This window comes from Streptomyces sp. 5-10 (assembly GCF_014712245.1).
Taxonomy (GTDB): domain Bacteria; phylum Actinomycetota; class Actinomycetes; order Streptomycetales; family Streptomycetaceae; genus Streptomyces; species Streptomyces violaceusniger.
Window position 1 is genome coordinate 65,791 of record NZ_JACVYG010000040.1, and the last position, 24,555, is coordinate 90,345.

The window sequence follows — 24,555 nt, forward strand, 5'->3', positions numbered from 1 at the left end:
GCACCCGCGGGGTGGGTTCGCAGCGTTTCAGGGCCCTAGATGGGCGCCGTCACCGTGACGCCGGGCAGTGACGCGGCACCGCTGATCTCCGCGTTGGTCGTGACCGTCTCCAGGTCGGGGAGTGCGGCGAGCGGGGACAGGTTGATGGGTCGCTCGGCGCCGTGGGGAAACGCGATGTTCAGATGACGAAGCCGGGGGAACGCCGAGGGCATCCAGGCGGTGCCCAGCCCCTCATCCTCGACATGCAGATCCAGCCAGGTGATGCCGGGTGGGAAACTGCGGGGGTGGATGCCTGACTTTCCGATCGTGATCTTCAGCCGCTCCAGGGACGTCAGCTCCCCCAGGCCCTTGGGGAGGACAGCCTTGCCCCACCCGCCGGGCGGCTCGAAGACCAAGGTGCGGAGGGAGAGTTCGGCCAGGGGGGAGAGGTCGGGGGCCGCGAAGCAGCCGGTCAGATAGAGCGTCTCGAGGTTCACCAGATGGCCGAGCGCGGCGCCGAGGTCGGTGACCATCTCGTTGCCGTTCAGCCGCAGCCGGGTCACCTCCTCGCCCTTGAGGTTGTTCCTGATCTCGTCCTCCGTGAAGTCCCCGCGCAGGATCAGCCACGGACGCGGCCCCGTGTCCAGGAGCAGCCGCAGATGCTCCATGGACTCGGCCACGAAGTACAGGTCGTCCCGGTCCAGGCGGAGGATCACCTCATGGAAGTACCGCTCGGTGTCGTACCGCCCCCAGCTCGACGCCAGTTGCGCACGCACCCCGACCGCCGGGTGGTCGGCGAACCTGGCCAGATACGGGATCGCCGCGTCCACCGGTATGCGTGAGGCCGTCACCACGCAGCATTCCGCCACCTCGTCCGTCAGTCCCTCCGGCCCCGGAAGGAGATCCAGCACCAGGGGGCCCACCCTGGCCAGATCCCGTGCTCGCGGGATGTCCAAGGGCGGGATGAACTCCATCGCACGCCGCCTGACCTCGTCCCGTATCGCCGGGTCCAGATCGGGTGCGTGCTCCAGACAGGCCATGGCCAGCAGGTTCTGGCGGAGCGATGTCTGTGGGTCCCATCGCTCCGATTCCTTCAGCAATGTGCTCAGCAGTTCCGCCCGCTCGCGCGGCCGCCCATGCGCCACCGCCATGCGGAAGACGTCCTCCCACTGGGCGTCATGCGCATGGCGGACCAGCAGGCCGACGTCCCACGCCTCCACCGCCGCCTTCGCGCCCAGGTAGTCCTGGAAGGTGCGGTGGACGAAGTCCACCGTGCTCACCGAGGGCTCGCGCAACAGCCCGCTGCGCAGCAGCAGATGGCCCAGGATGGCGGGCGCGTCGCCCAGGGCGCGGGCGGCGGGGACGGAGGGAAGGGCCTCCTCGATGATGCGCTCCGCGCGGTCGCGGTCCAGCTCGGCCTGGCCGTTGCGGATCAGGTAGTAGGCGAGCCGCTGGAGGAGCTGGATCTGCGGCTCCTCGTCCAGTTGGACGTCGCCGGGCGCGTAGACGTGGCGCTCGGCGTCGCGCCGCGTCAGCAGCATCGACAGCGCGGCGTCGTACAGCGCCTTGCGGCCCGGTGGCAGATAGCCGCGGCGGGCGCGGTGCAGGGCGCAGATCAGGCCGCACATCAGGGGGTTGGTGGCGAGCCGGCTGAGGTCCTGCTTGGTGCGGATGGCGGTGTGGAGGGCCGACTGGTACGCGTTGAGCGCCGTCCGCTCCTCCTCCGTGACGCAGGTCTGGCGCGCCGCCTCGTGCCAGCGGTCGATGAACGCCGCCATGTCCTCGCGGCTCATCGGGGAGAGCGTGAACTCGGTGAAGTCCTGCGCCCCCAGCCAGTCGTCGGCCACGGCCGAGGGGCGGGAGGTGACCAGCCACAGGTTGTTCGGGTAGGCGATGAGGAGGTCGGCGAGCCAGGCGCGGGTGCGCTCGCGGTCGCGCTCGGGGATCTCGTCGATGCCGTCGATCAGCAGCAGCCCGCGCCCGGCGGTCAGGACGCGGTCGGCCCAGCCGGGCGGCTGGGCGCTGTCCAGGGGGTTGTGGACGGAGGCCAGGAACGAGGCCGGGGAGGGCAGCGATTCCTGGCGGGCGATCGTGCGCAGCGGGAGGACGAAGGGGACGCGGCCGATCAGCTGCTCCAGACCGCGCAGCGAGTCCTGCCGCGCGGTGCAGACGGCGAGCCACTGCACCAGCGTGGTCTTTCCGGAGCCCGCGACCCCGCGCAGCAGCACGCGCTGGTGGCCGGAGAGCGCCCGGTCGGCGGGAAGGACGGCGGGAAGGGGAGCGGGGAGGGCGGTATGCGTGGCGGCGGGCGCCTCGCCGAACGGGTCGCCCAGAGCGCGCTCCTCGCCGGAGGAGACCGCCTCCAGGCTGAGATACGCCGCGTCCAGCGGCCACGTGGCCTCTGCGTGGCTGAGGTCGATCCCGACGATCGTCAGCGTGGAGTGCTTGCCGATCATGTACTCCGCGTACCGCCGCTCGAACCCCGCGTCCTGCGCGGATTGCGACGGGATGCGCTCGATCAGGATGTCGATCTTGGTGATGAGGTCGCTGAGCTGGCCGCTCTGCTCGACGAGGGAGCGGGCGACGAAGGTCGAGCGCTGGGTGAAGAAGTGCAGGATGTGCAGGCAGGCGGTGTCCAGCAGCCGCTCGTGGAGCGCCGCGCCGCCCTGGCTGAGGTGCAGGGTGTCCCGTCCCCGCGTGCGGGTGGCGTGGGTCAGCTCATGGGCCAGTCCGCGGTGGCCGAGCTGCACCGCCTGGACGTCGTTCATGTCGAGGTCGCCGAGCGCGTACAGCGTGGTGGCCAGCTTCTCGGCGACGAGCTCGTCCTCGTCGGCGGGGCAGGGCCGCTCGCCGGGTCCCGCGTGCCGGGTGGCCTGTGCGACGAGTTCGGCGGCGAGCTTGGTGAGGTCCTTCTCGGTCAGGGTGCGCTTCTCGCCCCGGAACGAGATGAGGGAGGAAATGCGGACCGGCTGGTTCACCAGCCCGGCGCCCGGCCCCTCCTTGACGAACAGCTTCTTGATGAGCGGTGTGACGACGCTCGACGCGAGGCGAGCGCCGATGGTTGCGGGATCCACGTCCCATTCCCCCCGGTAGTCGTGTGCCCCCCCGGCCGCGGAGGGCCGCCGACAGCGTACAGCGGGGTAAGGCCCTTGGTCCCGAACCGGACATCCGAAAGTCCCTGCGAAGGTGACATCTCACACAGGCCGTCCGGGGTCTACTACGGAAAATAGGGGATCTCGCAGGTCAGAGGTGTGATGGGAGTTTCTGGGAATTCCGCACGGGATACGGCTCCCCATAAGGAATTCGCTACGTACCCACTTAGTAGAAGAACACCTTGGCCTATTAACGAGAACGGGATAACAAGGGGCGTCCCTAAGACGCTTCTGGAGGTACTTCCCATGGCCCCGCGCGCCACAAACCGCCGATTCTCGCTTACGTCCGTGTCCAGGGGGCGCGCCGCCGTGGTCGCCGTGGGTCTGGGGGCCTCCCTCGCGCTCGGCGCCGGGACGGCGTTCGCCGTGGGGACGGGCACGGCCGCCTCCGCCCCGTCCGTCAGCCAGGCCGCCCCGAAGGCGCCCGCCCCGAAGGCGCCCGCCCCGAAGGCCCCCGCCGCGAAGGCGTCCGCCGCGAAGGCGTCCGCTCCTAAGGCGTCCGCTCCTAAGGCGTCCGCGAAGGCCCCCGCGAAGGCGGCGAACGCCTGGGAGACCCCGGTCGACAAGTACGCGATAGGCGCCGCCTTCGGCCTGGCGGGCAACCTCTGGTCGCACAACCACAGCGGTCAGGACTTCGTCGTGCCGACCGGCACCCCGGTGCACGCGGCGCACGGCGGCGTGGTCGTCAAGGCGGGCCCGAACGGTGGCGGTGACGGCCCCGCGTACGGCAACGCGATCGTGATCAAGCACGACAACGCGACGTACTCGCAGTACGCCCACCTCTCCCGGATCGACGTCCGGGTCGGGCAGTCCGTGAGCACCGGCCAGCAGATCGGCCTCTCCGGCAGCACCGGCAACTCGACCGGCCCCCACCTGCACTTCGAGATCCGTACGACGCCGAACTACGGCTCCGCCGTCGAGCCGCTCAAGTTCCTCCGCGACCACGGCGTCAAGGTCTGACGCTCACATCCGACGCTCTGACGCTCATATCTGACGCGTCGTGCGTCATCCGTGGGTCGATGACGCGTGCGCCTGCTTCAGCAGATCGAGGGCGACCTCCAGGACAGCCTCCCGCTTGTCCTCGGGGTCGCCCTCGACCGTCTGCAGCGCGAACATCCGCGCATGCATGCTGAACAGCGCGGTGACGCTCCGGACCTGGTCGACCAGGGGCGCCTCGGGGTCCCTGACCAGGGCGGACATCGCGAGCATCCGCTTCTTGAAGATCTGGCCGATGCTCAGCTCGCGCACCGTCGCCTGGTTCTCCTGCATGAAGCGCATCAGCGGCTCGCCGATGTCCAGGGCCGCGCTGTAGCGGCGCAGCAGCTCCTGCTTGGTCTCCAGGGTGCGCGGCTGCTGCTCGCCCCAGGCGATCAGCTCGTCCAGCGGCCGGCCCAGGTCCTGGAACAGGCTGAGGACGATGTCCTCCTTGGTCTTGAAGTGGTAGTAGAGGGCCGCCTTGGTGACCTCGAGCTGCTCGGCGATCTCGCGCAGCGAGGTCTTCTCGTAGCCGTGCTCGGCGAAGAGTTCCAGGGCGACGTCCTGGATGCGCTGGCGGGTGTCGCCCCGCCGCGGTGTGCTGCCCATGGTGCTCTCCTGTACTGGTGGTCTGGCTGCCTGGCCAGGGCGAACGTAACTTACTTGACGCCCGGCTAGTTGGCGCCTTACCTTCTCTACTGTACTGAACTAGCCGGGCGGCAAGTAAGTGGGCGTCAGGGCTCTCATCATCCAGGGGGAGACGGAGAACATGGTCCGTAAACAATCAGACGACGAAGCGCCATCCGCTTCGGCACCGGCTCAGGCCGCCCGGGAGGCCCAGCAGCCCCCGGCCAAGGCCGAGCCCAAGCAGCGCAGCACCAGTGTGGTGATATTCGCGCTGATGATCGCGATGCTGCTCGCGATGCTCGACAACATGATCGTGGGCACCGCGATGCCGACCATCGTCGGCGAGCTCGGTGGCCTCGACCACCTCTCCTGGGTGGTGACCGCGTACACCCTGGCCACCGCCGCCTCGACCCCCATCTGGGGCAAGCTCGGCGACATGTACGGCCGCAAGGGCGTCTTCCTCACCTCCATCGTGATCTTCCTCGGCGGCTCGGCGCTGTCCGGTATGGCGCAGAGCATGGGTGAGCTGATCGGCTTCCGGGCCATCCAGGGCCTGGGCGCGGGCGGTCTGATGGTCGGCGTGATGGCGATCATCGGTGACCTGGTGCCGCCCCGGGAGCGTGGTCGCTACCAGGGCATCATGGCCGGTGTGATGGCCGTGGCCATGATCGGTGGCCCGCTGGTCGGCGGTACGCTCACCGACCACCTCGGCTGGCGCTGGATCTTCTACATCAACCTCCCGCTCGGTGCCATCGCCCTGGCGGCGATCACCGCGGTGCTGCACCTGCCGAAGAAGCGCTCCGAGGGACGGATCGACTACACCGGCGCGGCCCTGCTGACCGTGGGCATCACCGCCCTCGTGCTGATCACCACCTGGGGCGGCAACGAGTACGCCTGGGGGTCGGCCCAGATCATCGGCCTCGGTGCGGTCGGTGTCCTCTCGCTCGCCGCGTTCCTCTACGTCGAGACGCGGGTCGCCGAGCCCGTGCTGCCGCTGCACATCTTCCGGAACCCCAACTTCACGCTGGTCACCGCGATCGGCTTCCTCACCGGTTTCGTGATGTTCGGCTCGACCACCTTCCTGCCGCTCTACCAGCAGACCGTGCAGGGCGCCACGGCCACCAACTCCGGGCTGCTGCTGCTCCCGATGCTGCTGGGCATGCTGGTCGTCTCGCTGGTCGCGGGCCGGGTCACCACCGCGACCGGCAAGTACAAGATCTTCCCCGTAGTCGGCGGCATCCTGATCACCGCCGGGATGTTCCTGCTGTCCACGATGGACACCGAGACCACCCGCTTCACCTCCGGTCTCTACATGGCGGTGCTCGGCATGGGCATGGGCTGCCTGATGCAGACGACCATGCTGGTGGCGCAGAACAGCGTCGAGATGAAGGACATGGGCGTCGGCAGCTCCTCCGCCACCCTCTTCCGCACCCTGGGCGGCTCCTTCGGCGTCGCCATCCTCGGCGCCCTGTTCACCAACCAGGTGAACGACACCATGGCCGAGCGGGGCGGGAGTAAGGCCGCGGCCATCACCTCCGGGAGTGCCCAGCTCGACCCGGCCAGCCTCAAGCTGCTGCCGCCGCCCATCCGGGACGCGTACACCCACGCGGTGGCCAGCGGTGCCCACCAGGTGTTCCTGTGGGGCGCGCTGATCAGCATCGTCGGTGCCGTCGCCGCCTGGTTCGTCAAGGAGGTCCCGCTGCGCGGGGCCGCCGCCAAGCCGGCCGACGGTGACGAGGCCGCGGCCGAGACGGCGCCGATCGCCGAGACCGTCTGACCCGGCGCCGATCGCCGAGACCGTCTGACCAGCGGTCCGGGTGGGCCGGGCCGCCATCAGAGGGCCGCTGTCAGTGGGACATGACAGCATCGGCCCCATGGTGACCTCGCCGGACGAGGCGCGGCTGGCGCAACTGCGCCGGCTGCGCCTCGCGAAGGACGTGATGGACCGCGACTGGGCCGAGCCGCTCGACCTGGACGCGGTCGCCGGGCATGCCGGCTATTCGCGCTATCACTTCATCCGCGCCTTCAAGGGCGCCTACGGATCCACGCCGGGGCAGTATCTGACCCGGCGCCGCATCGAGCGGGCCGAGGAGCTGCTGCGCTCGGCCAATCTCTCGGTCACCGAGATCTGCTCGCTCGTCGGCTTCAGCAGCCTCGGCACCTTCTCCACGAGCTTCAAGAAGCAGACCGGGCTCACCCCCAGCGCGTACCGGGACCTGCACGTCGGCCGGGCGGCATCGGTCATCCCGGGGTGTTACGCGATGCTGTGGTACGGCGGGCGCGACGCCCGAGCCCCCGGCTCCCCCGCCCCCGCCCCCGGTGTCCGAGCCCCCGGCTCCAAGGACAGCAATTCTGGAGAAGCGGAATGAATCCGCCGCTGCCTAGCGTGGCCTTGTCGCGACGACGCGCGGCCCACCCCGATGCCTCCGGAGGCAGCAATGATCAAAGGGATGTCCATCGTCACCATCTGGGTCCTCGACCAGGACCGGGCCAAGGAGTTCTACACCGAGAAGCTGGGCTTCGAGGACCGCACCGACATGAGCATCGGCGGGGACGGCGAGGGCGGCGGTATGCGCTGGCTGACGGTCGGCGCCAAGGACCAGCCGGATGTGCAGCTGACCCTGATGGTGCCCAGCTCGCCGGGGCTCGACCCGGAGTCCGCCGAAGCCCTCAGGACGCTGGTCGCCAAGGGTGTGCTCGGCCCCGGGGTGATCACCACCGATGACATCCACCGGGACTACGAGGCGCTCAAGGCGAAGGGCGTGGAGTTCGTCCAGGAGCCCCAGGAGCGTCCGTACGGCACCGAGGCGCTCTTCCGCGACGACTCCGGCAACTGGTTCTCGTTCACCCAGCCCCGCGAGCAGATGGACTTCGACAAGCCCCGGAGCGGCTGCGTCTCGGACTGAGCGCCCGGTCCGAGAACTCGGACTCGGCTCAGTCCGGCACCTCGATGATCGGGAAGCTGCCGGTGTTGGTGGGCGCGGACTCCGGCAGCCACAGCACGGCGACCGCGCCCACGCACTCCCCGTCCGCCTCGTCGCCGCCGTCCATCAGCGGATCCGCGTTGCGGAACGTCAGCCGGGCGCCCAGCACCCGCGCCTGGCCCGCGGCTATGGTCAGCCCCAGGCCGTGCCCGGTGCCCGCGCGGTCCTTGCTGCCGGTGCGGAACCGGCTCGGCCCGTCCTTCAGCAGCTCCTCCGGGAAGCCGGGGCCATGGTCGCGGACGCGCAGTATCCGCCCTTCGACGGTGACCTCGAAGGGCGGTTTGCCGTGCCGGGCGGCGTTGGCCAGCAGATTGCCCAGGATCCGCTCCAGCCGCCGGGGGTCGGTGGAGACATGGGCGTCGCGCACCACGTTGACGGCCGCGTCCGGGGCCACCGCCCGGACCCGGCGGGTGATGAACTCGGCCAGGGCTATCTCCTGGAGCTCCGCGCGCTCCGCGAAGCCGTCCAGCCGTGCCACCTCCAGGACGTCCTCGACCAGGGTGCGCATCGCCTGCGCCCGGTCCCGTACCAGCTCGGTGGGGCGGCCCGGCGGCAGCAGTTCGGCGGCCGTGAGCAGGCCGGTGACCGGGGTGCGCAGCTCGTGGGCGATATCGGCGGTGACCCGGCGCTCCGCCTCCAGCCGCTGCTGCAGCGCCTCGGCCATGCCGTCCACCGCCCGCGCCAGATCGTCGGTCTCGTCGCGCACCCGGCCGCCGATCGCCTCGCGCACCCGGACCTCGGAGTCGCCCTCGGCCAGCTTGCGGGCGGCGGTGGCCGCCTTGCGCAGCCGCCGGGAGAGCTGATCGCCGACGAGTACACCGAGCGCGATACCGCCCAGCACCACCGCCACCGAGCCGATGATCAGCACCCGGTCCAGGTCGTCGAGGACGGCGAACCGGTCCTGGAACTTGGTGTGGACGGACAGCACCTTGCCGTTCCGCAGCGGCACCGAGGCCCACACCTCGGGGGTGCCGGTGCCGGAGTCCTCCAGATAGGTGGCGCGCTGGCCGCGCCACGCCTCCTTCTTCAGCTGGTCGGGCAGACGGGGGTCGTCCAGCTTGGCGCCGAACCCCAGCACCCGGGACTGCTCGTACCACCGCTGGGCGACCTTCACCCGCTCGTCCATCACGGTGCGGCTGTTGTCGAGCATCGAGACGCGGGCCGCGTTGTGGACGACGAGGCTCAGCACCACCGCCACCAGCGTGCTCACGGCCGCGATGGCGAGGCTGACCTTCCACCGCAGGCCCGTGCGCAGGGCGAACCGCCGCAACGCCGCTCAGCCCTTGAGCTTGTAGCCGAAGCCGCGGACCGTCTCGATGCGGTCCTGGCCTATCTTGCCGCGCAGCCGCTGCACATGGACGTCCACGACCCGGGTGTCCCCGCCCCAGCCGTACTCCCAGACCCGCTCCAGCAGCCGGTCGCGGGAGAGCACGGTGCCGGGCGCGGCCGAGAACTCCAGCAGCAGCCGCATCTCGGTCGGGGTGAGCGCCACCTGAAGGCCGCCCTTGCGGACCTCCATGCCCTCGGGGTCGACCTCCAGATCGCCGAAGCGCAGCACCCCGCCGTCGGGCTCCTCGGGGACCGGCTCCGCGCCCCGCCCGCCGGGGCCGCTGGCATGGCCGAAGCGGCGCAGCACGGCCCGGATGCGGGCCACCAGCACCGCGCCGTCGAAGGGCTTGGTCACATAGTCGTCGGCGCCGGCTTCGAGGCCGAGCACCACATCGATGGAGTCGGCGCGCGCGGAGAGCATGATCACGGGAACGGTGGACTCGTCGCGGATCCGGCGGCACAGGCTGACCCCGTCCAGGCCCGGAACCATCACATCGAGCAGCGCGATATCGGGGCGGTCGGCCCGGAAGCGCTCCAGGCCGGTCAGCCCGTCGGGCGCGGCCGTCACGAGAAAGCCATCGCGCTCCAGGGCGAGCTGCGTGGCTTCACGGATGACATCGTCGTCCTCGACGAAGAGCACATGGGTCTCGGCCACAGCCTCGCTTCAGCCTTCCGTTCCGTCGTCGGCGCGCGCGGTCGGCACCGGGGTCGCGTCTTCCTTGGGCACATTCTTGCTGTAGTCGGTGCGCTCGCGGGACCGCACCGTGAACGAACGGTCCGCCCCGGACCAGCCGTAGGTGATCACGGTCTCGCTCGAAGGGCAACAGACCGAGTCCCCGGAGGTGTAGGAGAGCTTGGTCACCCGCAGCCCGTCCTTGGCGACGTCGGCGTAGACGGGCGGCTGCTCGTCGCTGAAGACGTTCTCGTACCGGCCGCCCACCTTGCGGTACACATACGAGCCGATGCCGAAGCCGTCGGTGCAGCTCATGACGTTGATGACCAGGTCGGAGTCGGCGGAGCCGGTCAGCCGGCCGGACGTCACGTCCACCGGATAGCCCTTGATCTCCTGCTTGGCCTCGCGCTCCTTGGCCGCGGGGCAGGGCTTGAGGCTCGTCTTCAGATCGTCGCTGACGCGCGGATCCGCCTTGACCAGCTTGATCACGTCGACCTTCTTCCCGGCAGCCGGTGACGGCCGGCCCGAGGCGCGGCCACCCGCGTACGCGCCGGAGTCCGCGGCGGCCGAGGCCCACTCGGTGCTCGCCGGTCCCTCCTTGCGCACCCCCTGGCTCGCGTCGCCGCATCCGGCCAGCATCCAGCCGCCGGCGGCCGCGAGGCCCACGACCGCGCCGCCGGTGAGCATGACTGTCCTGCTGGGAGAGGCCCTGGTCAGGCCGCGCACCGTTCCTGCCCCCGCTCCTGGCGGGCGCGCCGGACCCGACCCGTGTGCCGCCGGACGTTGGTGGCCGACCCCGCGTCCCCGTCCCGACGGCCGAGCGCCCGGGCGTCCAGATCGCGGCTCTCCAGCTCCTGCCGCAGCCGGGCCAGCGCCCGGTGCAGCGTGCTCTTGACCGTTCCGGTCGACATTCCGAGCGCCTCCGCGGTCTCTTCGGTCGTCATCTGCTCCCAGTGTCGCAGCACCACGACACTGCGCTGCTTGGGAGCCAGCACGGAAAGGATGTCCATCAGCAGGGCGCGGTCGGCGTGCTGCTCGGTGCCGTCCTCGACGCTCGCCTCCGGAAGCTGCTCGGTGGGCACCTCGTCCAGCTTGCGGGCGCGCCACCACTCGGTGCGGGTGTTGATCATGACGCGCCGGAGGTAGGCGTCCGCGAGTGACTTGTCGGCTATGCCGTCCCAGCGGCCGTAGGTGCGCACCAAGGCGGTCTGGAGCAGGTCCTGTGCCTCGACCGGGTCGGGGATCAGCCGACGGGCGCTGCGCAGCAGCGCGTCCTGCCGATTCCGCACGTACTCCTCAAAGTCCAGAACATTGCTGCTGCTGCTCATGGTGTGCAGCCTCCATCCCGCTGTTTCCCCGCCGCTTGTGTGTCCGGCTTCTCGCTCGGCACGGGAAGGACGCTACGGAGGCGCTGTTGCGGCGCCATGCGCAACTGCGCCTCGGCAAACGCACAGCTACCCATAGGTTGTGTAACAACGGAACCCGGTTCGACCGAGTGTCAGAACCGGGTCCTGGGCGTGTCACAGGTCTGTCACAGACAGGGCCGTGACGAGGGATGTTCTCAGGTCAGCGGCAGCCGGTAGAGGCCGCCCGGGAGCGGCTCCACCAGTCCGTCGGAGACGAGTCCGTCGAGCGCGCGGGCGCGCTGCACCGGCTCGTCCCACACCTGGTCCAGCGCCGCCTGCGGCACCGGTGTCACAGCCTCCCGCAGCACCGCGAGCAGCTTGCCGCGCACCTGACGGTCCGTACCCGCGTAGGTCTGGCCGCGCCGCGGCGGTCCGTCGTGCTCCGGCGAACCGGCCTGCCGCCAGGCGCACAGCGCGGCGATCGGGCAGCGCGCGCAGTCCGGGGTGCGGGCCGTGCAGACCAGCGCGCCCAGCTCCATCGTGGCCGCCGCCCAGCGCGCCGCGGTCGGCTCGTCCTCGGGGAGCAGGGCGCGGGCCAGCTTGCGCTCGGCGGCGGTGGTGGCGTTCGGCGGGTACTGCGCACCGCTGACCGCGCGCGCGAACACCCTGCGGACATTGGTGTCCAGGACCGGATGGCGCTGGCCGTACGCGAACGAGGCCACGGCCGCCGCCGTGTACTCACCCACCCCCGGCAGCGCCAGCAACTGGGCGTGGTCGCGCGGTACGTCACCGCCGTGCCGCTCCCTTATGGCGGCCGCGGCGCCGTGCAGCCGCAGCGCCCGGCGCGGATAGCCGAGCCGGCCCCAGGCGCGGACCGCCTCCCCGGGCGGTTCCGCGGCCAGGTCGGCCGGGCGCGGCCAGCGGGCGAGCCACTGCTCGTACACCGGCAGCACCCGGTTCACCGGGGTCTGCTGGAGCATGAACTCGCTCACCATCACACCCCAGGCGCCCGCCTCGGGGCGGCGCCAGGGGAGGTCGCGCGCGTGCGCGTCGAACCAGTCGATGACGGGCCGGTGCAGAACGGCTCCGTCGGGGTCGGAGGATGCGGCGGCCGGGGCGGCGGAAGCGGAAATGGCAGTCATCGCTCTCGATCCTGACATGACGGGACGGCTCGCGGGGCCCAGGGCGCGGGCGTTCGGGTTTCAGCCGCGCCAGTCGTTGCCGAATCGTGCGATACGGCGCCCGTACGGGAACGGATGGCCGCTTGCCGCGCCCGGGTGCGGTCTTCCGGTGCCCCCGGGGTGACCTCGGGGGCACCTCATGGCCGCCTGTGGGGCCCTCATGTGCCGGATCCGGTCGGATCATGAGAAAAGTAGGGCCTGGAGCGAGGGTTATTGGCCGGTACCGCTCCCGATCTCTCGTAGAGTTTCCGCGTGGGATCTCTGCGCAATCCGATCGGGCCGCTTCCCTCCTCCATTTACTGGCGGCGGAGGGCCGTTGCGCTGGCCCTGCTCATCGCCATCATCCTCGTGGTCATCTGGGCCTTCGGCTGGGGTGGTTCGGGCGGTGGCGGACGTGACGAGGGCAAGGGATCGGGCGGCGGGGGACCCGCGAGCACGATCACCCCGGGCCCCTCCTCCTCCGGGCCGGTCAACAGCGAACGGCCGGGCGGGCGCGATGAGTCGGACAGCGGCGGCTCGGGCTCCGGCGGCAGCGGGGGCAGCGGCGGCGGCTCGGACGACGGCGGCGCGGACGCGAGCGGCGGTGGCGCGGGCGGCGGCAGCGGGTCCGGTGGCGCGGGCGGTGCGGGCGGCGCGGGCGGTTCATCGGGTGGCGGCGCGGGCGGTGGCATCGGCACCGGGACCGGGCAGGGCCTGCCCGCCGGGTCGAGCCTGCCGGACTGCCGCCCCGGCGACGCGGATCTGACGGTGCGCAGCGTCAAGGACTCCAAGGTCAAGAACACCTGGGCGCCGGGGGAGAAGCCCACCTTCGAGATCGTCGTGAAGAACACCAAGGCGAGCTCCTGCAAGGTCGACTTCGGGCGCGCGGCCGCCTCGCTGACCATCACCGACGCCCACAACGCCCACGTCTGGGCCTCCGACGACTGCCCGGAGGGCAGCGCCGCCGCGCTGGTCGAGGTGCCCGGGTCCGGCCAGACCAAGCGCACCGTGGAGTGGGACCGCAAGCGCAGCGCCGAGCACTGCGCCACGCCGTCGGGCAGCGCGTCGGCCAAGCCGGGCACGTACCTGGTCGAGGTGAAGGTGGACGGGCTCGGGACGGCCAAGGTGTCGTTCGTCCTCGAGAAGGACTAGGCCCCGCCGAGGACCGGGCCCCGCCGAGGTCTGGATCCCCCGCCAAGGACCGAATCCGCCCCCCGGCCGCTTCTGCCGGGGGGCGGTGGTGTCACCGTGCGCTGCGCGCCGACCGCTGCCCGAATCGGTGACGGATCATCAGCCGCAGAGTTTGTCAAAAGCGTTGACGAATAACCCTGGGCGCTCCTACCTTCATCGCGTCGTGCATCGTACGTCATATATGAGAGGCGCAATGCCCGGATTAGGGGGCCTATGTCCATGGTGCTGCGGGGGTGCCTCGGGCGCACCGGCCGCGCCGGCCGGCAGCCGGACCGACTGAACTGATCAGGCAGCAGCCGCTCATCCACTGACGACGTGAGATGCGGCCCGTTCACCGCCAAGATCCCGGGCCGCGACAGAGAGTCAGCATGCTCCCTCTATGGGGGAGCCTATCCAACTTCGGGAGCGATGGTGCCCCAGTCCAGCGTGCCCCTGTCCAAGGCCGGGAGATCCCCGGCGTCACCGCCTCGGCAACGCAGCCACATGCGATGGACGATCGTCGGCTTCTCGGCGCTCGGCCTCACGATCGCCTATCTCGACCGCGCCGCGCTGAGCGTGGCGATGCCCCATATGTCCGACGAGTTCCACATCAGCTCCGCCGTGCAGGGGGTGATGCTCTCGGCGTTCTTCTGGACCTACGCCCTGTTCCAGATTCCCTCCGGCTGGCTGCTCGACCGCTTCGGCCCGAGGGTCGTCTACCCCATCGCGGTCGGCTGGTGGTCGATCTGGACGGCCCTGATGGCCTTCGCGCGCGGCGTCGGATCGGTCGTGGTGTTCCGCCTCGGCCTCGGTATCGGCGAGGCGCCGGTGCAGCCGGCGAACGTCAAGGTCGTCTCGCGGTGGTTCCCGCGCCGGGAACGGGCCTTCGCCTCCAGCCTGTTCGACATGGGCCAGCAGATCGGCACGGCGCTGTCGATTCCGGTGGTGACGGCGCTGACCGTGCTCGGCGGCTGGCGGCTGTCCTTCGTCGTGATCGGCGTGGTCGGTCTCCTCTGGCTCGTGGGGTGGGCCGTCGTCTACCGCGACCCCGGGGACCATCCGCGCGTCTCCGCGGCGGAACTGGCCCACATCCGGTCCGACCAGGGCGGGGAGGAGCCCGTGGAACCGGCGGTCGGCGGCAGCGGCGGCGGCACCGTGCCGTGGCGCGACCTGCTGAGCGATTCCCAGGTGTGGGCGCTGACGGTCGGCTATGTGTTCCGCTCGCTCGCCGGGGCGTTCTTCCTCACCTGGTATCCCAGCTATCTGCTCGACGACCGCGGGTTCTCCGAGGCGGACTTCGGCATGGTGGGGTGGATTCCGGCGCTCGTCGCGATCGGCTCCACCGTGCTCGGCGGCATCGTGTCCGACCGGATGCTGGCCTCCGGAGCCTCCCCCAACCTGGCCCGGAAGGTGCCCATCGTCGCCGGGCTCGGCCTGAGCGCCTGCATCGGCTTCGCCCCGTTCATCGAGAGCAATGTGGTGCTGATGGTGATCCTGACCGTCAGCAGCGCCGCCCACTCCTTCGCCGGCGCGGCGATCCTGAGCCTCCCGGCGGAAGTGGCGCGCTCCTCGGAGTACGTCGGTGTGGTGGCCGGCTTCCAGAACTTCGGCTCCCAGGTGGGCAACCTGCTCAGCCCCATCGCCATCGGACTGTTCCTGGCGTCCGGCGGCGGCTCCTATGTGGGCCCGCTGCTCGGCGCGGCGGTGAGCTGTCTGGCCAGCGCGGCGATCTACCTGTTCTGGGTGCGCGTCAAGCCCGTCACCCAGCCCCACGACGACCCCGCGGGCCCCGTCGCACCGCATGGAGGGACCACCTCGTGAACGCCTCGTTCAGCACCGCCCGCCTGGTCGACCGGCTCGCCACCGTCATCGGGATCCCGGTGGTCCCGTACGACGAGGAGGGCGCCGTCGACCACGATCTGACCGTCTCGCTGGCGGCACGTCTGATCCGCAATGGAGTCACCGCGCTGACGCCGAACGGCAACACCGGCGAGTTCTACGCCCTCTCCCCGGACGAACGCCGTCAGGTGCTGAGGTGCGTCCTCACCGCCCGCGACGCCCACGCCGGCACCACGGCGGACGCACCGGCGGACGCCCCGGCGGAGCCCACGGTGATCGTCGCCGGGGTGGGGCTCGACATCCAGACGGCCGTCTCCGACGCGCGCTTCGCCCGCGACTCGGGCGCGGACGCGATCATGATCCATCAGCCCGTCCTGCCGTATCTGTCGGCGGACGGCTGGGTCGAGTACAACGCGCGGATCGCCCGGTCCGTACCGGACCTCGGAGTGCTGCCCTACCTCACCAAGCGCGCGGTCACCGGAGCGCACATCACCCGCCTGGTGGAACGGGCGCCGAACGTCGTCGGGCTGAAGTACTCCGTCCCCGACCCGGTCGCGTTCGCCACCACGCGGGCGGAGGCCGCCGACGGCCTGCTGTGGATCGCAGGGCTCGCCGAGTCCTACGCCCCGGCCTACTGGCAGGCGGGGGCCCGGGCCTTCACCTCCGGCCTGGTCAACATCGCCCCGGCGGTGTCCCTGCGGATGCTCACCGCGCTCCGCGACGAGGACTACGGCACCGCCGCCCGGGTCTGGCGGCGGATCCGCCACTTCGAGGAGTTGCGGGCCCGCGACGACGCGGCCCACAACGTGTCGGTGGTGAAGGAGGCCATGCACCGGATCGGTCTGTGCCGGCGGGACGTCCGTCCCCCCAGCCACCCGGTGTCCCCGGCCCTCGCCCGCGAGGTCGCCGAGTCCATGGCGCCGTGGCACTCCCTGGTGCCCGAGACGGCCGGGGAGCGTGTGGCATGAGGATCGAGTCCCTGCGGACCTTCCGGCAGCGGGTGGGCGACCGGCCCCGGGTACTGGTCAAGATCGCCACCGAGGACGGGGTCGACGGGTGGTCGGAGGTGTACAACCACGGCCCCGACCTGGCGTATCCGCCCCTGCTCGACTATCTGTTCGAGCAGATCAAGGGCATGGACGCCCGGTCCCCCGCCCGGATCAACCAGTTCCTGCTGCAGTCCGGCCGCTTCCCCCAGGGCGCGCTGGGCCTGGCCGCCGTCGCCGCCATCGACCACGCGCTGTGGGACATCGCCGCCAAGGCCGTGGGGGTGCCGGTCTACCAGCTGCTGGGCGGCGCCGTACGCGACCGGGTGCGGGTCTACGCCGGTCTGTACTCCGCGCCGGACATCGGCGAACTGTCCGGGACCACCGCCGCGTTGCACGAACGGTACGGTGTCACCGCCTTCAAACTCAGCCCCTACCGGACGGAACCGCACCGCACCCGGTTCGGGCTCCTGGTCCGTCAACTGGGCGACTACTTCGGCGAGGTCCGCGCCGGACACCCCGCGGAGTGGGAGTTCGCGTTCGACGCGCACGCCTGTCTGTGGGAACCGTGGCAGGCGGTCGACCTCGGCGCCGCGCTCGCCCCCAACCAGCCGCTCTTCCTCGAAGAACCGATACGGCCCGAGCACATCCCCGCCTGGGGCCGGCTCCGTTCCGAGATCGCGGTGCCGCTGGCCACGGGGGAGTGCCTGTACTCCCCCCATGAGTTCCTCGCGCTGCTGAGCGTCGGCGGAGCCGACATCGTGCAGCCGGACATCTGCGTCGTCGGCGGTCTCACCCAGATGGTGAAGATCGCCGCCATCGCCGACGCGCACTACGTCCCGGTCGCGCCGCACAACCCGCTCGGCCCGCTCGCCACCGCGGCGAACGTGCACTTCGCGGCCGCGACGACCAACTTCTCCATCCTGGAGTACAAGCCGGACGACGTGTCGTGGTGCCCCGACCCCTATCTCCCCGCCGACGGACACCTCGACCTGCGCCCGGACCGGCCGGGGTGGGGCATCGAGATCGACGAGTCCGCGCTCGTGGAGGATGACTGGGTCACCTGGAAACGAAAGGTGCCGATACGCCCCGACGGCTCGACCGCCTGGATGTGAGGCGGGCGGCGCACGCGGCCGGGACCCGCACCCAAGCGCTCCGCCGGAAGTGTCGCGATGCGCCGTCGGCCGACTGCGGCGCCGTCGTGGCTGGTCCCACGCGGCGGAGCCGCACATCGACACGGCCCCGCGCTCCTTCGGGGCGCTACCGAACCGTAGCGGACTTCCTCTGACCTGCTCAGTGCCACCACGATGCCCCTCACGGCCGGCGGCCTGCCCCTCGCGGCCGGCGGCCCCTGGCCGTCGTGCCGCGAGGGTGGCCCCGCACGTCGGCCCGACACCCGGCCCGACGGGGTCCTGGTGGACAAGGCCGCCACGATCAACCCCGCCGGAAGGCGCGGGCACCGCTCGCGGGGGCGGGAGCCGCCGGGCCCCGACCCCGCACGCAACGACCCGCGCCCCGTCACTCCCGGACGCGGTACGACGCCTCGCCCCCGAACCGGGCGGGATCGCCTACGTCGCCGGGGAGTCGCCGCCGCGGACAGCGCGTCGAGGTCCGGCGGGCCGTCCGCGGCGAGCGGGCCCGCGCCGCCGGGGGCGGTCCGCGCCGCCGGCGGCGCGGAGGACGCACCCACGGCCCGCGGCCCCGCGGAGCTACACGTACCGCTCCAGGATGGACGACTCCGCCAGCCGCGACAGGCCCTCGCGGACCGAGCGCGCCCGGGCCTCGCCCACGCCGTCCACCATCTGCAGGTCGTCCACGCTCGCGGCCAACAGCTTCTGCAGGCCGCCGAAGTGCTCGACCAGTCGCTCGATGATGGCGCCCGGCAGCCGCGGCACCTTGGCCAGCAGCCGGAAGCCGCGCGGCGAGACCGCCGAGTCGAGCGTTTCGGGCGAGCCCGTGTACCCCAGCGCCCGGGCCACGATGGGGAGTTCGAGCAGTTCGGCGTGGGTCAGCCGGTCCAGCTCGGCGAGCGCGTCGGCCACCGTACGGGTGCGCTTGGCGGTCGGCTCGGGCACGTAGTCCCGCACCACCAGCTCACGCTCGGGCTCCACGCCCGCGATCAGCTCGTCCAGCTGGAGGGAGAGCAGCCGGCCGTCGGTGCCCAGCTCGACCACGTACTCCGCGATCTCGGTGGCGATGCGGCGGACCATCTCCAGCCGCTGCGCGACCGCGCTCACATCCCGGACGGTGACCAGGTCCTCGATCTCCAGGGCCGAGAGCGTGCCCGCCACCTCGTCGAGGCGGAGCTTGTACCGCTCCAGGGTGGCCAGCGCCTGGTTGGCGCGGGAGAGGATCGCCGCCGAGTCCTCCAGGACCCGCCGCTGACCGTCCACATACAGCGCGATCAGCCGCATCGACTGGCTGACCGAGACCACCGGGAACCCGGTCTGGATGGAGACGCGCTGCGCGGTCCGGTGCCGGGTGCCGGTCTCCTCGGTGGGGATCGCCGCGTCCGGCACCAGCTGCACCCCGGCCCGCACGATCTTGGTGATGTCCTTGTCGAGCACCAGCGCGCCGTCCAGCTTGCACAGCTCGCGCAGCCGGGTCGCGGTGAACTCGACGTCGATGACGAAGCCGCCGGTGCACAGCGACTCGACGGTCTTGTCGGTGCCGAGCACGATCAGCCCGCCGGTGTTCCCCCGGAGAACGCGCTCGAGGCCGTCGCGCAACGCCGTGCCGGGCGCGACCGCGCTCAGGGAGGCACGCATCAGACCGTCGGCCTTGCCGGGTGCCGATGCCCGGTCGCCTGCTGCCACTGCACTCCTCCGTCGCAAGGTCTGTCGGTGCCACGAGTCGCCCTGCCCTGCCGATGCGCGAGGCCACGTATGGGCGAGACCAGGGCAAAGTCTACCGGCGGCCACCGGCCCCCCGTGGGGTCTCCCGGCGTACGACCGTGGGCACGGAGCGGAGCGCGACTCCCGCCGGTCCGCGCGCCACCCGGCTCGCCGACCCCCGCTCCCCGGCTCGCCGACCCCCGCCGTACGCCCTCACCAGCGCACTCGGCCACGCACCCGCCACCGCCCCGGTGACGCCTCGCCCACCATGTCAACCCCGGTCGTCCGCCTCCCACCGCCCCTTGTCAGCCCCGGTCGTCCGCCTCCCCCCGCGCCTTCTCGCCCCGCTCCCGGCGCCGGGGCAGCATCCGCAGCGCGTCCCCGATGTCCGCCACCTCAAGCACCCGCATCCCGTCCGGGATCCGGCCCGGGTCGCCCGGCACCAGGGCGTGGGTGAAGCCGAGCCGGGCGGCCTCCGCCAGCCGCCGCTGCACCCCGGTGACCCGCCTGACCTCGCCCGCGAGCCCCACCTCGCCGATCGCCACCAGGTTCTTGGGCAGCGGGGTGTCACTGGCGGCGCTGGCCAGCGCGAGTGCCACGGCGAGGTCGGCGGCGGGCTCGGACAGCTTCACCCCGCCCACCGTGGCGCTGTAGATGTCCCGCTTGCCCAGCGCGCTGATCCGGCCGCGCTGCTCCAGCACGGCGAGCATCATCGAGACCCGGGAGGTCTCCAGACCGGAGGTGGTGCGGCGGGGCGAGGGGATCTGGGAGTCCACGGTGAGCGCCTGCACCTCGGCCACCAGCGGCCGGCGGCCCTCCAGGGTGACCGTCAGACACGTGCCGGGCACCGGCTCGTCGCGGCGGGTGAGGAACAGCCCGGAGGGGTCGGCGAGCCCGGTGATGCCCTCGTCGTGCAGCTCGAAGCAGCCGACCTCGTCCGTCGCCCCGTAGCGGTTCTTCACCCCACGGACCAGCCGCAGCCGGGCGTGCCGGTCGCCCTCGAAGTGCAGCACGACATCGACCAGATGCTCCAGCAACCGGGGCCCGGCGATGGCGCCGTCCTTGGTGACGTGGCCCACCAGCAGCGTGGACATCCCGCGCTCCTTGGACGCGCGGATGAGCGCCCCGGCCACCTCGCGCACCTGCGCCATCCCGCCCGGCGCGCCGTCGATCTCGGGCGAGGCGACGGTCTGCACCGAGTCCAGGACGAGCAGCGAGGGCTTGACCGAGTCCAGATGGCCGAGGACCGCGGAGAGGTCGGTCTCGGCGGCGAGGTAGAGGTGCTCGCTCAGCGCGCCGATGCGGTCGGCGCGCAGCCGCACCTGACTCGCCGACTCCTCACCGGTGATGTAGAGCGTGCGGTGCTCCTCCGAGGCGGCCTTGGCCGCCACGTCCAGCAGCAGCGTGGACTTGCCGACCCCGGGCTCCCCGGCGAGCAGCACGACCGCGCCCGGGACCAGCCCGCCGCCGAGCACCCGGTCCAGCTCGTCCACGCCCGTGCCCCGCGCGGTGGCCTGACGGCCGTCCACCTGGCCGATGGGCAGGGCGGCCGAGGTGACCCGGCCGGGTGTGGTGGTGCGCACCGCGGGCGCTCCGTACTCCTCGACGGTGCCCCACGCTTGGCACTCCGGGCAGCGGCCGAGCCACTTGGCGGTGGTCCAGCCGCACTCCGTACAGCGGTAGGAGGGCCGGTCCTTGGCGGATGAGCGGGAGGAGCTACGGGCAGCCATGCCGTAACGCTAGCGTCGGCCACCGACAGAGCCGAACGGCGGAGGTCACGGCCCCCTCACCGGCCTCCTCATCGGCTCCTTCGGCCGCCCGTTCACCGGCTCCTCCACGGGCCCCTTCGCCGGTTCCCCCACGGGCCCCTTCGCCGGCTCCTTCCCGGGCCCCTTCGCCGGTCCTCCGGAGGGCGCCGGGCGCATAGCAGGTCGCGGCCACCGGAGGGGGACACCTGTCCCCTTATGAGGGAGATGGTCACCCGTAAGGGTTAAAACAGCCCAAGTGGCGCGAGGAAGTCTGCATCATCCGCCTACCGTCGCCGGGTGATGAGCAGCAGGTCCGAGCACTCGACACAGACCACCGGCGCACAGCGGGCGCGGCGCCGTGCGCCCCGCTCCACCACGACCCGCCCCCAGCGGCCTCCGGAACGCTACGAGCCGTATCTGGACGGCCTGTTCACGTACTGCCTGTCCGCCCTGTGCGAGCACGACGCCGCGGCCGTCGCGGTGGGCGACGTACTGGCCGTGGCCGAGCGCCGCACCGGCCGGGGGCGCGGCCGGGCCACCGCGGAGGGCGAGCTGTCCCGCCCCTGGCTGTACGCGGTCGCCCGCTGGGCCTGTCTGCGCAAGCTGGCCGAGCGCCGCGGCCGTACGGGGACGGACACCCCGGGCGACGGCGCCGGGGCCGAGCTGCCCGAGCACATCGCCGCCCAGCGCCGCCGCGAACTGGCCGCGCTGGCCTGGCCGGAGGCCGCCGGGACCTCCGCCGAGCAGCGCGAGGCGCTCGAACTCGCGGTGCGCCACCGGCTGGGCCCCTCCGAGGTGGCCGCCGTGCTCGGCAAGGACCAGGAGGAGACCCGCGCCCTGCTCTCCAGCGCCGCCTGCGAGGTGGAGCGGACCCGCGCCGCGCTCGCCGTCGTCGAGCTCGGCCACTGCCCGGTGGTCGCGCGGCTCGCGGGCGACACCCAGGTACTGCTCTCCGCCGCGCTCCGCCGTGAGCTGGTGCGCCATGTGGACGACTGCCGCGAGTGCCGCCGCATGGCCGAGCGCGCCACGGCCGACGGACCCTGGCCCGGTACGGCGGCCGCGCCCGCCGCGCTGCCGGTGGTGGAGGCCCCCCGCGCCGCCGTGCACGCCGCGCTGCTGTCCGCGCGGGGCGGACGGCCCGCCCGCGCGGGCGCCGGGCCGCGGTTCGACCGGCGCGGCTTTCCGCTGGAGCCCCAGGACCGGGCCGCCCGCCGCAGCCGGATGCGCAGCCGTGTGATGACCACGACGGTGGTCGCCACGGTGGTGGCGGCCCCGGTGCTCGCCCTGTGGGCCGCCTACCGGGGCGCCCCGCTCGCCGGTGACGAGCGCGACACGGAATCGGTGGCGGCCGCCGACGCTGACAGTGCGGACCAGGCCCCGGCCGGTCAGGACCGGCCCGCCCGGCGCTCCTACGAGCAGACCGGCGGCGCGCAGGACCGTTCCGGCACGGGGTTGGGCTCCGGGCCGCGCGGTGCCAAGGCGGGCCGTGGGGCGTCGGATGTGTCGGTCGAGGTGATCGACGCGGACGGGACGGTGGAGCGGCCGGGGCGCGAGGGCGGCGAGGCGTCCCACCCGGACGGCTCCCCGGCCGGTGGCGGCCGCCCCGGTGACGGCTCCGGACCCTCCCGGCCCGCCCCGGGACCGGGGCGGCTCACGGTCACGGCCCACCCCGAGGGCGATGAGACGGTCATCACCCTCACCGCCTCCGGCGGCTCACCGGTGCGCTGGTCGGCCTCCGCCGGGGCGCCCTGGCTCCAGCTGAACCACACGGCCGGGGTGCTGCGGCCCGGCGACTCCACGACCATCACGGTCTCGGTGGACCACGATCGGGAGCCGGCCGGTCACTGGAGCGCGCGGGTCTCGGTGGACCCGGCGGGCGCGGTGGTGCGGATCGAGGGCCGAGGCACGCCCCCCGAGCCCACGCCCACCCCCACGCCCCCCTCCAACCAGCCAACCCCGCCCCCGGGCGACCCGTCGCCGACGCCCTCGGGCTCACCCGCCGCGAGGCGCTGACGCGAGGCGCTGACGCGTGGACCGGACGCCTGGCAGACCCGGCCCCCTGGACGGGCGGGCCCGGACACGCCAACCGGGGGTCTAGCGGGTGTCCGACGGGTCGCGGCGCCTGCGGCGGGCTGCTCCCCTCCCCGCCCCTTCCCGAAACCGGGGCTTCGCCCCAGACCCCGAGCCGGGGCTCCGCCCCAGACCCCGAGCCGGGGCTCCGCCCCGGACCCCGGGCCAGGGCTTCGTCCCAGGCCTCGGAACCGGGGTTGCGTCCCAGACCCCGAAACCGGGTTGCGCTCCGGGGCCCGGAACTGGGGCTGCGCCCTTCGTCCCGGGCCGGGGTTGCGCTCCGGGTGCCGGGGCGGGGCTGCGCCCTTCGTCCCGGGCCAGGGTTGCGTCCCAGAGCCTGAGTCGGGGCTCCGTCTCAGAGCCCGAGCCGGGGTTGCGTCCCGGGCCTCGGAACCGGGGCTGCGTCCCAGGCCCGGGCCTGGGCTTCGTCCCGGACCCCGGGGCGGGGTTGTGTCCCGGGCCTCGGGACCGGGGTTGCGTCCCAGGCCCGGGCCAGGGTTGCGCCCCAGACTCATCGGGGTCCAGGGGGCGGAGCCCCCTGGTTACGGGAAGGGGCGGGGAGGGGAAAGCATCGAGCTCCGCCGCGTGGCCCGCCGGACACCCCGTAGACGCGCCGGGTCGTGGTGCCTGCGGCGGGCCCTACGGTCCGCCCATGACATCGGCACAGCCGCGTCAGTCGGTCGGGTCCACCGGATCGGCCGGGTCCGCCGGATCGCCCAGGTCCACCGCAGCGACCGGGTCCGCCGGATCCACCGGAAAGTCCGGGTCCGCCGGATCCACCGGAAAGTCCGGGTCCGCCGGATGCGGCGCCACCAGCGGCAGCGACGACGCCATGCGCCGCTCGCACAGCTCGGCCAGCCGGTCGTACCCGGCCTTGCCCATCAGCTCCGTGAGCTCCGGCCGGTACGACCGGAACACCGGCTCCCCGGCCCCGTGCGCCGAGGTGGCCGAGGTGCACCACCAGTGCAGGTCGTGGCCGCCCGGCCCCCAGCCGCGCCGGTCGTACTCGCCGATGGTGATCCGCAGCACCCGCGTATCGTCCGGCCGGTCGATCCAGTCGTAGGACCGGCGCACCGGCAGCTGCCAGCACACGTCCGGCTTGGTCTCCAGCGGCTCGCGCCCCTCCCGCAGCGCCAGGATGTGCAGCGCGCAGCCCGCGCCACCCGCGAAGCCGGGCCGGTTCTGGAAGATGCACGAGCCCTTGTGGCGCCGGGTCTGCCGCTCGCCGTCCTCGTCCTCCTGCACCCATCCCGAGGCGTGCCCCTCGTCGTGGAACTGCCAGATCTCCGGGGTCAGCCGGGCCATATGGCGTCCGACCCGCGCCTCGTCGTCCTCGTCGGAGAAGTGCGCGCCCAGCGTGCAGCAGCCGTCGTCGGCCCGCCCCGCCTGGATGCCCTGGCAGCCCTGGCCGAAGATGCAGGTCCACCGGGAGGTCAGCCAGGTCAGATCGCATCGGAAGAGCTGCTCGTCGTCGGCCGGATCGGGGAATTCGACCCATGCACGGGCGAAGTCCAGACCGACCTCGTCCTCGGCGCTCGGGACGTCCTCGGCGTCCTCGGCGCCCTCGGCGTCCCCGGCGCCCTCCGCCCCGGACGCCATCGGCTCCTCGGCCGCCCACTCCAGGGCGGCCTTCCGGCGTTTGTCCTGCTTCGCCTTTTTCGTCTTTGCCACGGTGCAAGGGTA

19 protein-coding genes are annotated in these 24,555 nt (G+C 72.3%); 9 read left to right on the forward strand and 10 right to left on the reverse strand.

From position 1 onward, the window contains the following. Window positions 1-35: 35 nt before the first annotated feature. A complete protein-coding gene (locus tag IEJ02_RS33860) occupies window positions 36-3,053 on the reverse strand; it encodes an NACHT N-terminal Helical domain 1-containing protein (protein ID WP_191068328.1) in 3,018 nt (1,005 codons plus the stop codon). A 324-nt stretch (window positions 3,054-3,377) separates the two neighbouring features. Between IEJ02_RS33860 and IEJ02_RS33865 the strand changes: the two genes are divergently transcribed. Continuing rightward, the gene (locus IEJ02_RS33865; RefSeq protein WP_191068329.1) at window positions 3,378-4,091 is read left to right on the forward strand and encodes a M23 family metallopeptidase; all 714 of its coding nucleotides are present in this window, start codon (window positions 3,378-3,380) and stop codon (window positions 4,089-4,091) included. 45 nt (window positions 4,092-4,136) lie between these two features. Here the strand turns inward: IEJ02_RS33865 and IEJ02_RS33870 are convergent, their stop codons facing one another. Beyond that, the gene (locus IEJ02_RS33870) at window positions 4,137-4,715 is read right to left on the reverse strand and encodes a TetR/AcrR family transcriptional regulator (protein WP_191068330.1); all 579 of its coding nucleotides are present in this window, start codon (window positions 4,713-4,715) and stop codon (window positions 4,137-4,139) included. 160 nt (window positions 4,716-4,875) lie between these two features. Here IEJ02_RS33870 and IEJ02_RS33875 point away from each other — a divergent pair, with 160 nt between their 5' ends. From IEJ02_RS33875 to IEJ02_RS33885, 3 genes are all read left to right on the forward strand, one after another. Continuing rightward, window positions 4,876-6,510 (forward strand): MDR family MFS transporter, encoded by a 1,635-nt coding sequence (locus IEJ02_RS33875; RefSeq protein ID WP_223864915.1) that lies wholly within the window; start codon window positions 4,876-4,878, stop codon window positions 6,508-6,510. Window positions 6,511-6,673: 163 nt separating this feature from the next. Further along, window positions 6,674-7,102, forward strand: coding sequence for a helix-turn-helix transcriptional regulator (locus IEJ02_RS33880; RefSeq protein WP_191068354.1), 429 nt, complete (start codon window positions 6,674-6,676; stop codon window positions 7,100-7,102). Between the two features lie 69 nt (window positions 7,103-7,171). Next, on the forward strand, window positions 7,172-7,639 hold the full coding sequence (locus IEJ02_RS33885; RefSeq protein ID WP_191068331.1) for a VOC family protein: 468 nt from the start codon (window positions 7,172-7,174) through the stop codon (window positions 7,637-7,639). A gap of 28 nt (window positions 7,640-7,667) precedes the next feature. Here IEJ02_RS33885 and cseC read toward each other — a convergent pair whose 3' ends face one another. From cseC to IEJ02_RS33910, 5 genes are all read right to left on the reverse strand, one after another. Further along, window positions 7,668-8,987: a two-component system sensor histidine kinase CseC gene (gene cseC, locus IEJ02_RS33890; RefSeq protein WP_191068332.1), complete on the reverse strand. Its 1,320-nt coding sequence runs from the start codon at window positions 8,985-8,987 to the stop codon at window positions 7,668-7,670. A gap of 6 nt (window positions 8,988-8,993) precedes the next feature. Further along, window positions 8,994-9,701: a two-component system response regulator CseB gene (gene cseB / locus IEJ02_RS33895; protein WP_086881012.1), complete on the reverse strand. Its 708-nt coding sequence runs from the start codon at window positions 9,699-9,701 to the stop codon at window positions 8,994-8,996. A gap of 9 nt (window positions 9,702-9,710) precedes the next feature. Beyond that, window positions 9,711-10,406, reverse strand: coding sequence for a hypothetical protein (locus tag IEJ02_RS33900; RefSeq protein ID WP_191068333.1), 696 nt, complete (start codon window positions 10,404-10,406; stop codon window positions 9,711-9,713). Between the two features lie 26 nt (window positions 10,407-10,432). Continuing rightward, window positions 10,433-11,047, reverse strand: a complete 615-nt coding sequence (locus IEJ02_RS33905) for a SigE family RNA polymerase sigma factor (protein WP_191068334.1) — start codon at window positions 11,045-11,047, stop codon at window positions 10,433-10,435. 233 nt (window positions 11,048-11,280) lie between these two features. Continuing rightward, the gene (locus IEJ02_RS33910) at window positions 11,281-12,207 is read right to left on the reverse strand and encodes an iron-sulfur binding domain-containing protein (RefSeq protein WP_223864916.1); all 927 of its coding nucleotides are present in this window, start codon (window positions 12,205-12,207) and stop codon (window positions 11,281-11,283) included. A 291-nt stretch (window positions 12,208-12,498) separates the two neighbouring features. Here IEJ02_RS33910 and IEJ02_RS33915 point away from each other — a divergent pair, with 291 nt between their 5' ends. The 4 genes from IEJ02_RS33915 to IEJ02_RS33930 all read left to right on the forward strand — a co-directional run bounded on the left by IEJ02_RS33915 (window position 12,499) and on the right by IEJ02_RS33930 (window position 17,335). Next, window positions 12,499-13,377: a hypothetical protein gene (locus IEJ02_RS33915; protein ID WP_191068335.1), complete on the forward strand. Its 879-nt coding sequence runs from the start codon at window positions 12,499-12,501 to the stop codon at window positions 13,375-13,377. 522 nt (window positions 13,378-13,899) lie between these two features. After that, a complete protein-coding gene (locus IEJ02_RS33920; RefSeq protein WP_191068336.1) occupies window positions 13,900-15,216 on the forward strand; it encodes an MFS transporter in 1,317 nt (438 codons plus the stop codon). Beyond that, window positions 15,213-16,202: a dihydrodipicolinate synthase family protein gene (locus IEJ02_RS33925; protein WP_317985989.1), complete on the forward strand. Its 990-nt coding sequence runs from the start codon at window positions 15,213-15,215 to the stop codon at window positions 16,200-16,202. Before IEJ02_RS33920 ends, IEJ02_RS33925 begins: the two co-directional genes overlap by 4 nt. Continuing rightward, window positions 16,199-17,335, forward strand: coding sequence for a mandelate racemase/muconate lactonizing enzyme family protein (locus IEJ02_RS33930; protein ID WP_191068337.1), 1,137 nt, complete (start codon window positions 16,199-16,201; stop codon window positions 17,333-17,335). The genes IEJ02_RS33925 and IEJ02_RS33930 overlap by 4 nt, the downstream gene beginning before the upstream one ends. A 594-nt stretch (window positions 17,336-17,929) precedes the next feature. On the opposite strand, the gene disA is transcribed toward IEJ02_RS33930, so the two are convergent. Together disA and radA are read right to left on the reverse strand one after the other, a co-directional pair. Beyond that, window positions 17,930-18,988 carry a DNA integrity scanning diadenylate cyclase DisA gene (disA, locus tag IEJ02_RS33935; protein ID WP_044581604.1) on the reverse strand — a complete coding sequence of 353 codons (1,059 nt, stop codon included), beginning with the start codon at window positions 18,986-18,988 and terminating at the stop codon, window positions 17,930-17,932. Between the two features lie 371 nt (window positions 18,989-19,359). Then, on the reverse strand, window positions 19,360-20,784 hold the full coding sequence (gene radA / locus IEJ02_RS33940; RefSeq protein WP_191068338.1) for a DNA repair protein RadA: 1,425 nt from the start codon (window positions 20,782-20,784) through the stop codon (window positions 19,360-19,362). Window positions 20,785-21,102: 318 nt separating this feature from the next. On the opposite strand from radA, the gene IEJ02_RS33945 reads away from it, so the two are divergent. Next, window positions 21,103-22,815 (forward strand): BACON domain-containing protein, encoded by a 1,713-nt coding sequence (locus IEJ02_RS33945; protein WP_191068339.1) that lies wholly within the window; start codon window positions 21,103-21,105, stop codon window positions 22,813-22,815. A gap of 729 nt (window positions 22,816-23,544) precedes the next feature. Here IEJ02_RS33945 and IEJ02_RS33950 read toward each other — a convergent pair. Next, window positions 23,545-24,543: a DUF3109 family protein gene (locus IEJ02_RS33950; protein WP_275561491.1), complete on the reverse strand. Its 999-nt coding sequence runs from the start codon at window positions 24,541-24,543 to the stop codon at window positions 23,545-23,547. Window positions 24,544-24,555 lie beyond the last annotated feature (12 nt).

What these genes read in the sequence shown, in the direction of transcription:
- IEJ02_RS33865 (WP_191068329.1), top strand. Translation starts at nt 3,378, where the DNA reads ATGGCCCCGCGCGCCACAAACCGCCGATTCTCGCTTACGTCCGTGTCC.
- IEJ02_RS33870 (WP_191068330.1), bottom strand. Translation starts at nt 4,715, where the DNA reads ATGGGCAGCACACCGCGGCGGGGCGACACCCGCCAGCGCATCCAGGAC.
- IEJ02_RS33875 (WP_223864915.1), top strand. Translation starts at nt 4,876, where the DNA reads ATGGTCCGTAAACAATCAGACGACGAAGCGCCATCCGCTTCGGCACCG.
- IEJ02_RS33880 (WP_191068354.1), top strand. Translation starts at nt 6,674, where the DNA reads ATGGACCGCGACTGGGCCGAGCCGCTCGACCTGGACGCGGTCGCCGGG.
- IEJ02_RS33885 (WP_191068331.1), top strand. Translation starts at nt 7,172, where the DNA reads ATGATCAAAGGGATGTCCATCGTCACCATCTGGGTCCTCGACCAGGAC.
- IEJ02_RS33900 (WP_191068333.1), bottom strand. Translation starts at nt 10,406, where the DNA reads ATGCTCACCGGCGGCGCGGTCGTGGGCCTCGCGGCCGCCGGCGGCTGG.
- IEJ02_RS33905 (WP_191068334.1), bottom strand. Translation starts at nt 11,047, where the DNA reads ATGAGCAGCAGCAGCAATGTTCTGGACTTTGAGGAGTACGTGCGGAAT.
- IEJ02_RS33910 (WP_223864916.1), bottom strand. Translation starts at nt 12,207, where the DNA reads ATGACTGCCATTTCCGCTTCCGCCGCCCCGGCCGCCGCATCCTCCGAC.
- IEJ02_RS33920 (WP_191068336.1), top strand. Translation starts at nt 13,900, where the DNA reads ATGCGATGGACGATCGTCGGCTTCTCGGCGCTCGGCCTCACGATCGCC.
- IEJ02_RS33930 (WP_191068337.1), top strand. Translation starts at nt 16,199, where the DNA reads ATGAGGATCGAGTCCCTGCGGACCTTCCGGCAGCGGGTGGGCGACCGG.
- disA (WP_044581604.1), bottom strand. Translation starts at nt 18,988, where the DNA reads ATGCGTGCCTCCCTGAGCGCGGTCGCGCCCGGCACGGCGTTGCGCGAC.
- radA (WP_191068338.1), bottom strand. Translation starts at nt 20,784, where the DNA reads ATGGCTGCCCGTAGCTCCTCCCGCTCATCCGCCAAGGACCGGCCCTCC.
- IEJ02_RS33945 (WP_191068339.1), top strand. Translation starts at nt 21,103, where the DNA reads ATGAGCAGCAGGTCCGAGCACTCGACACAGACCACCGGCGCACAGCGG.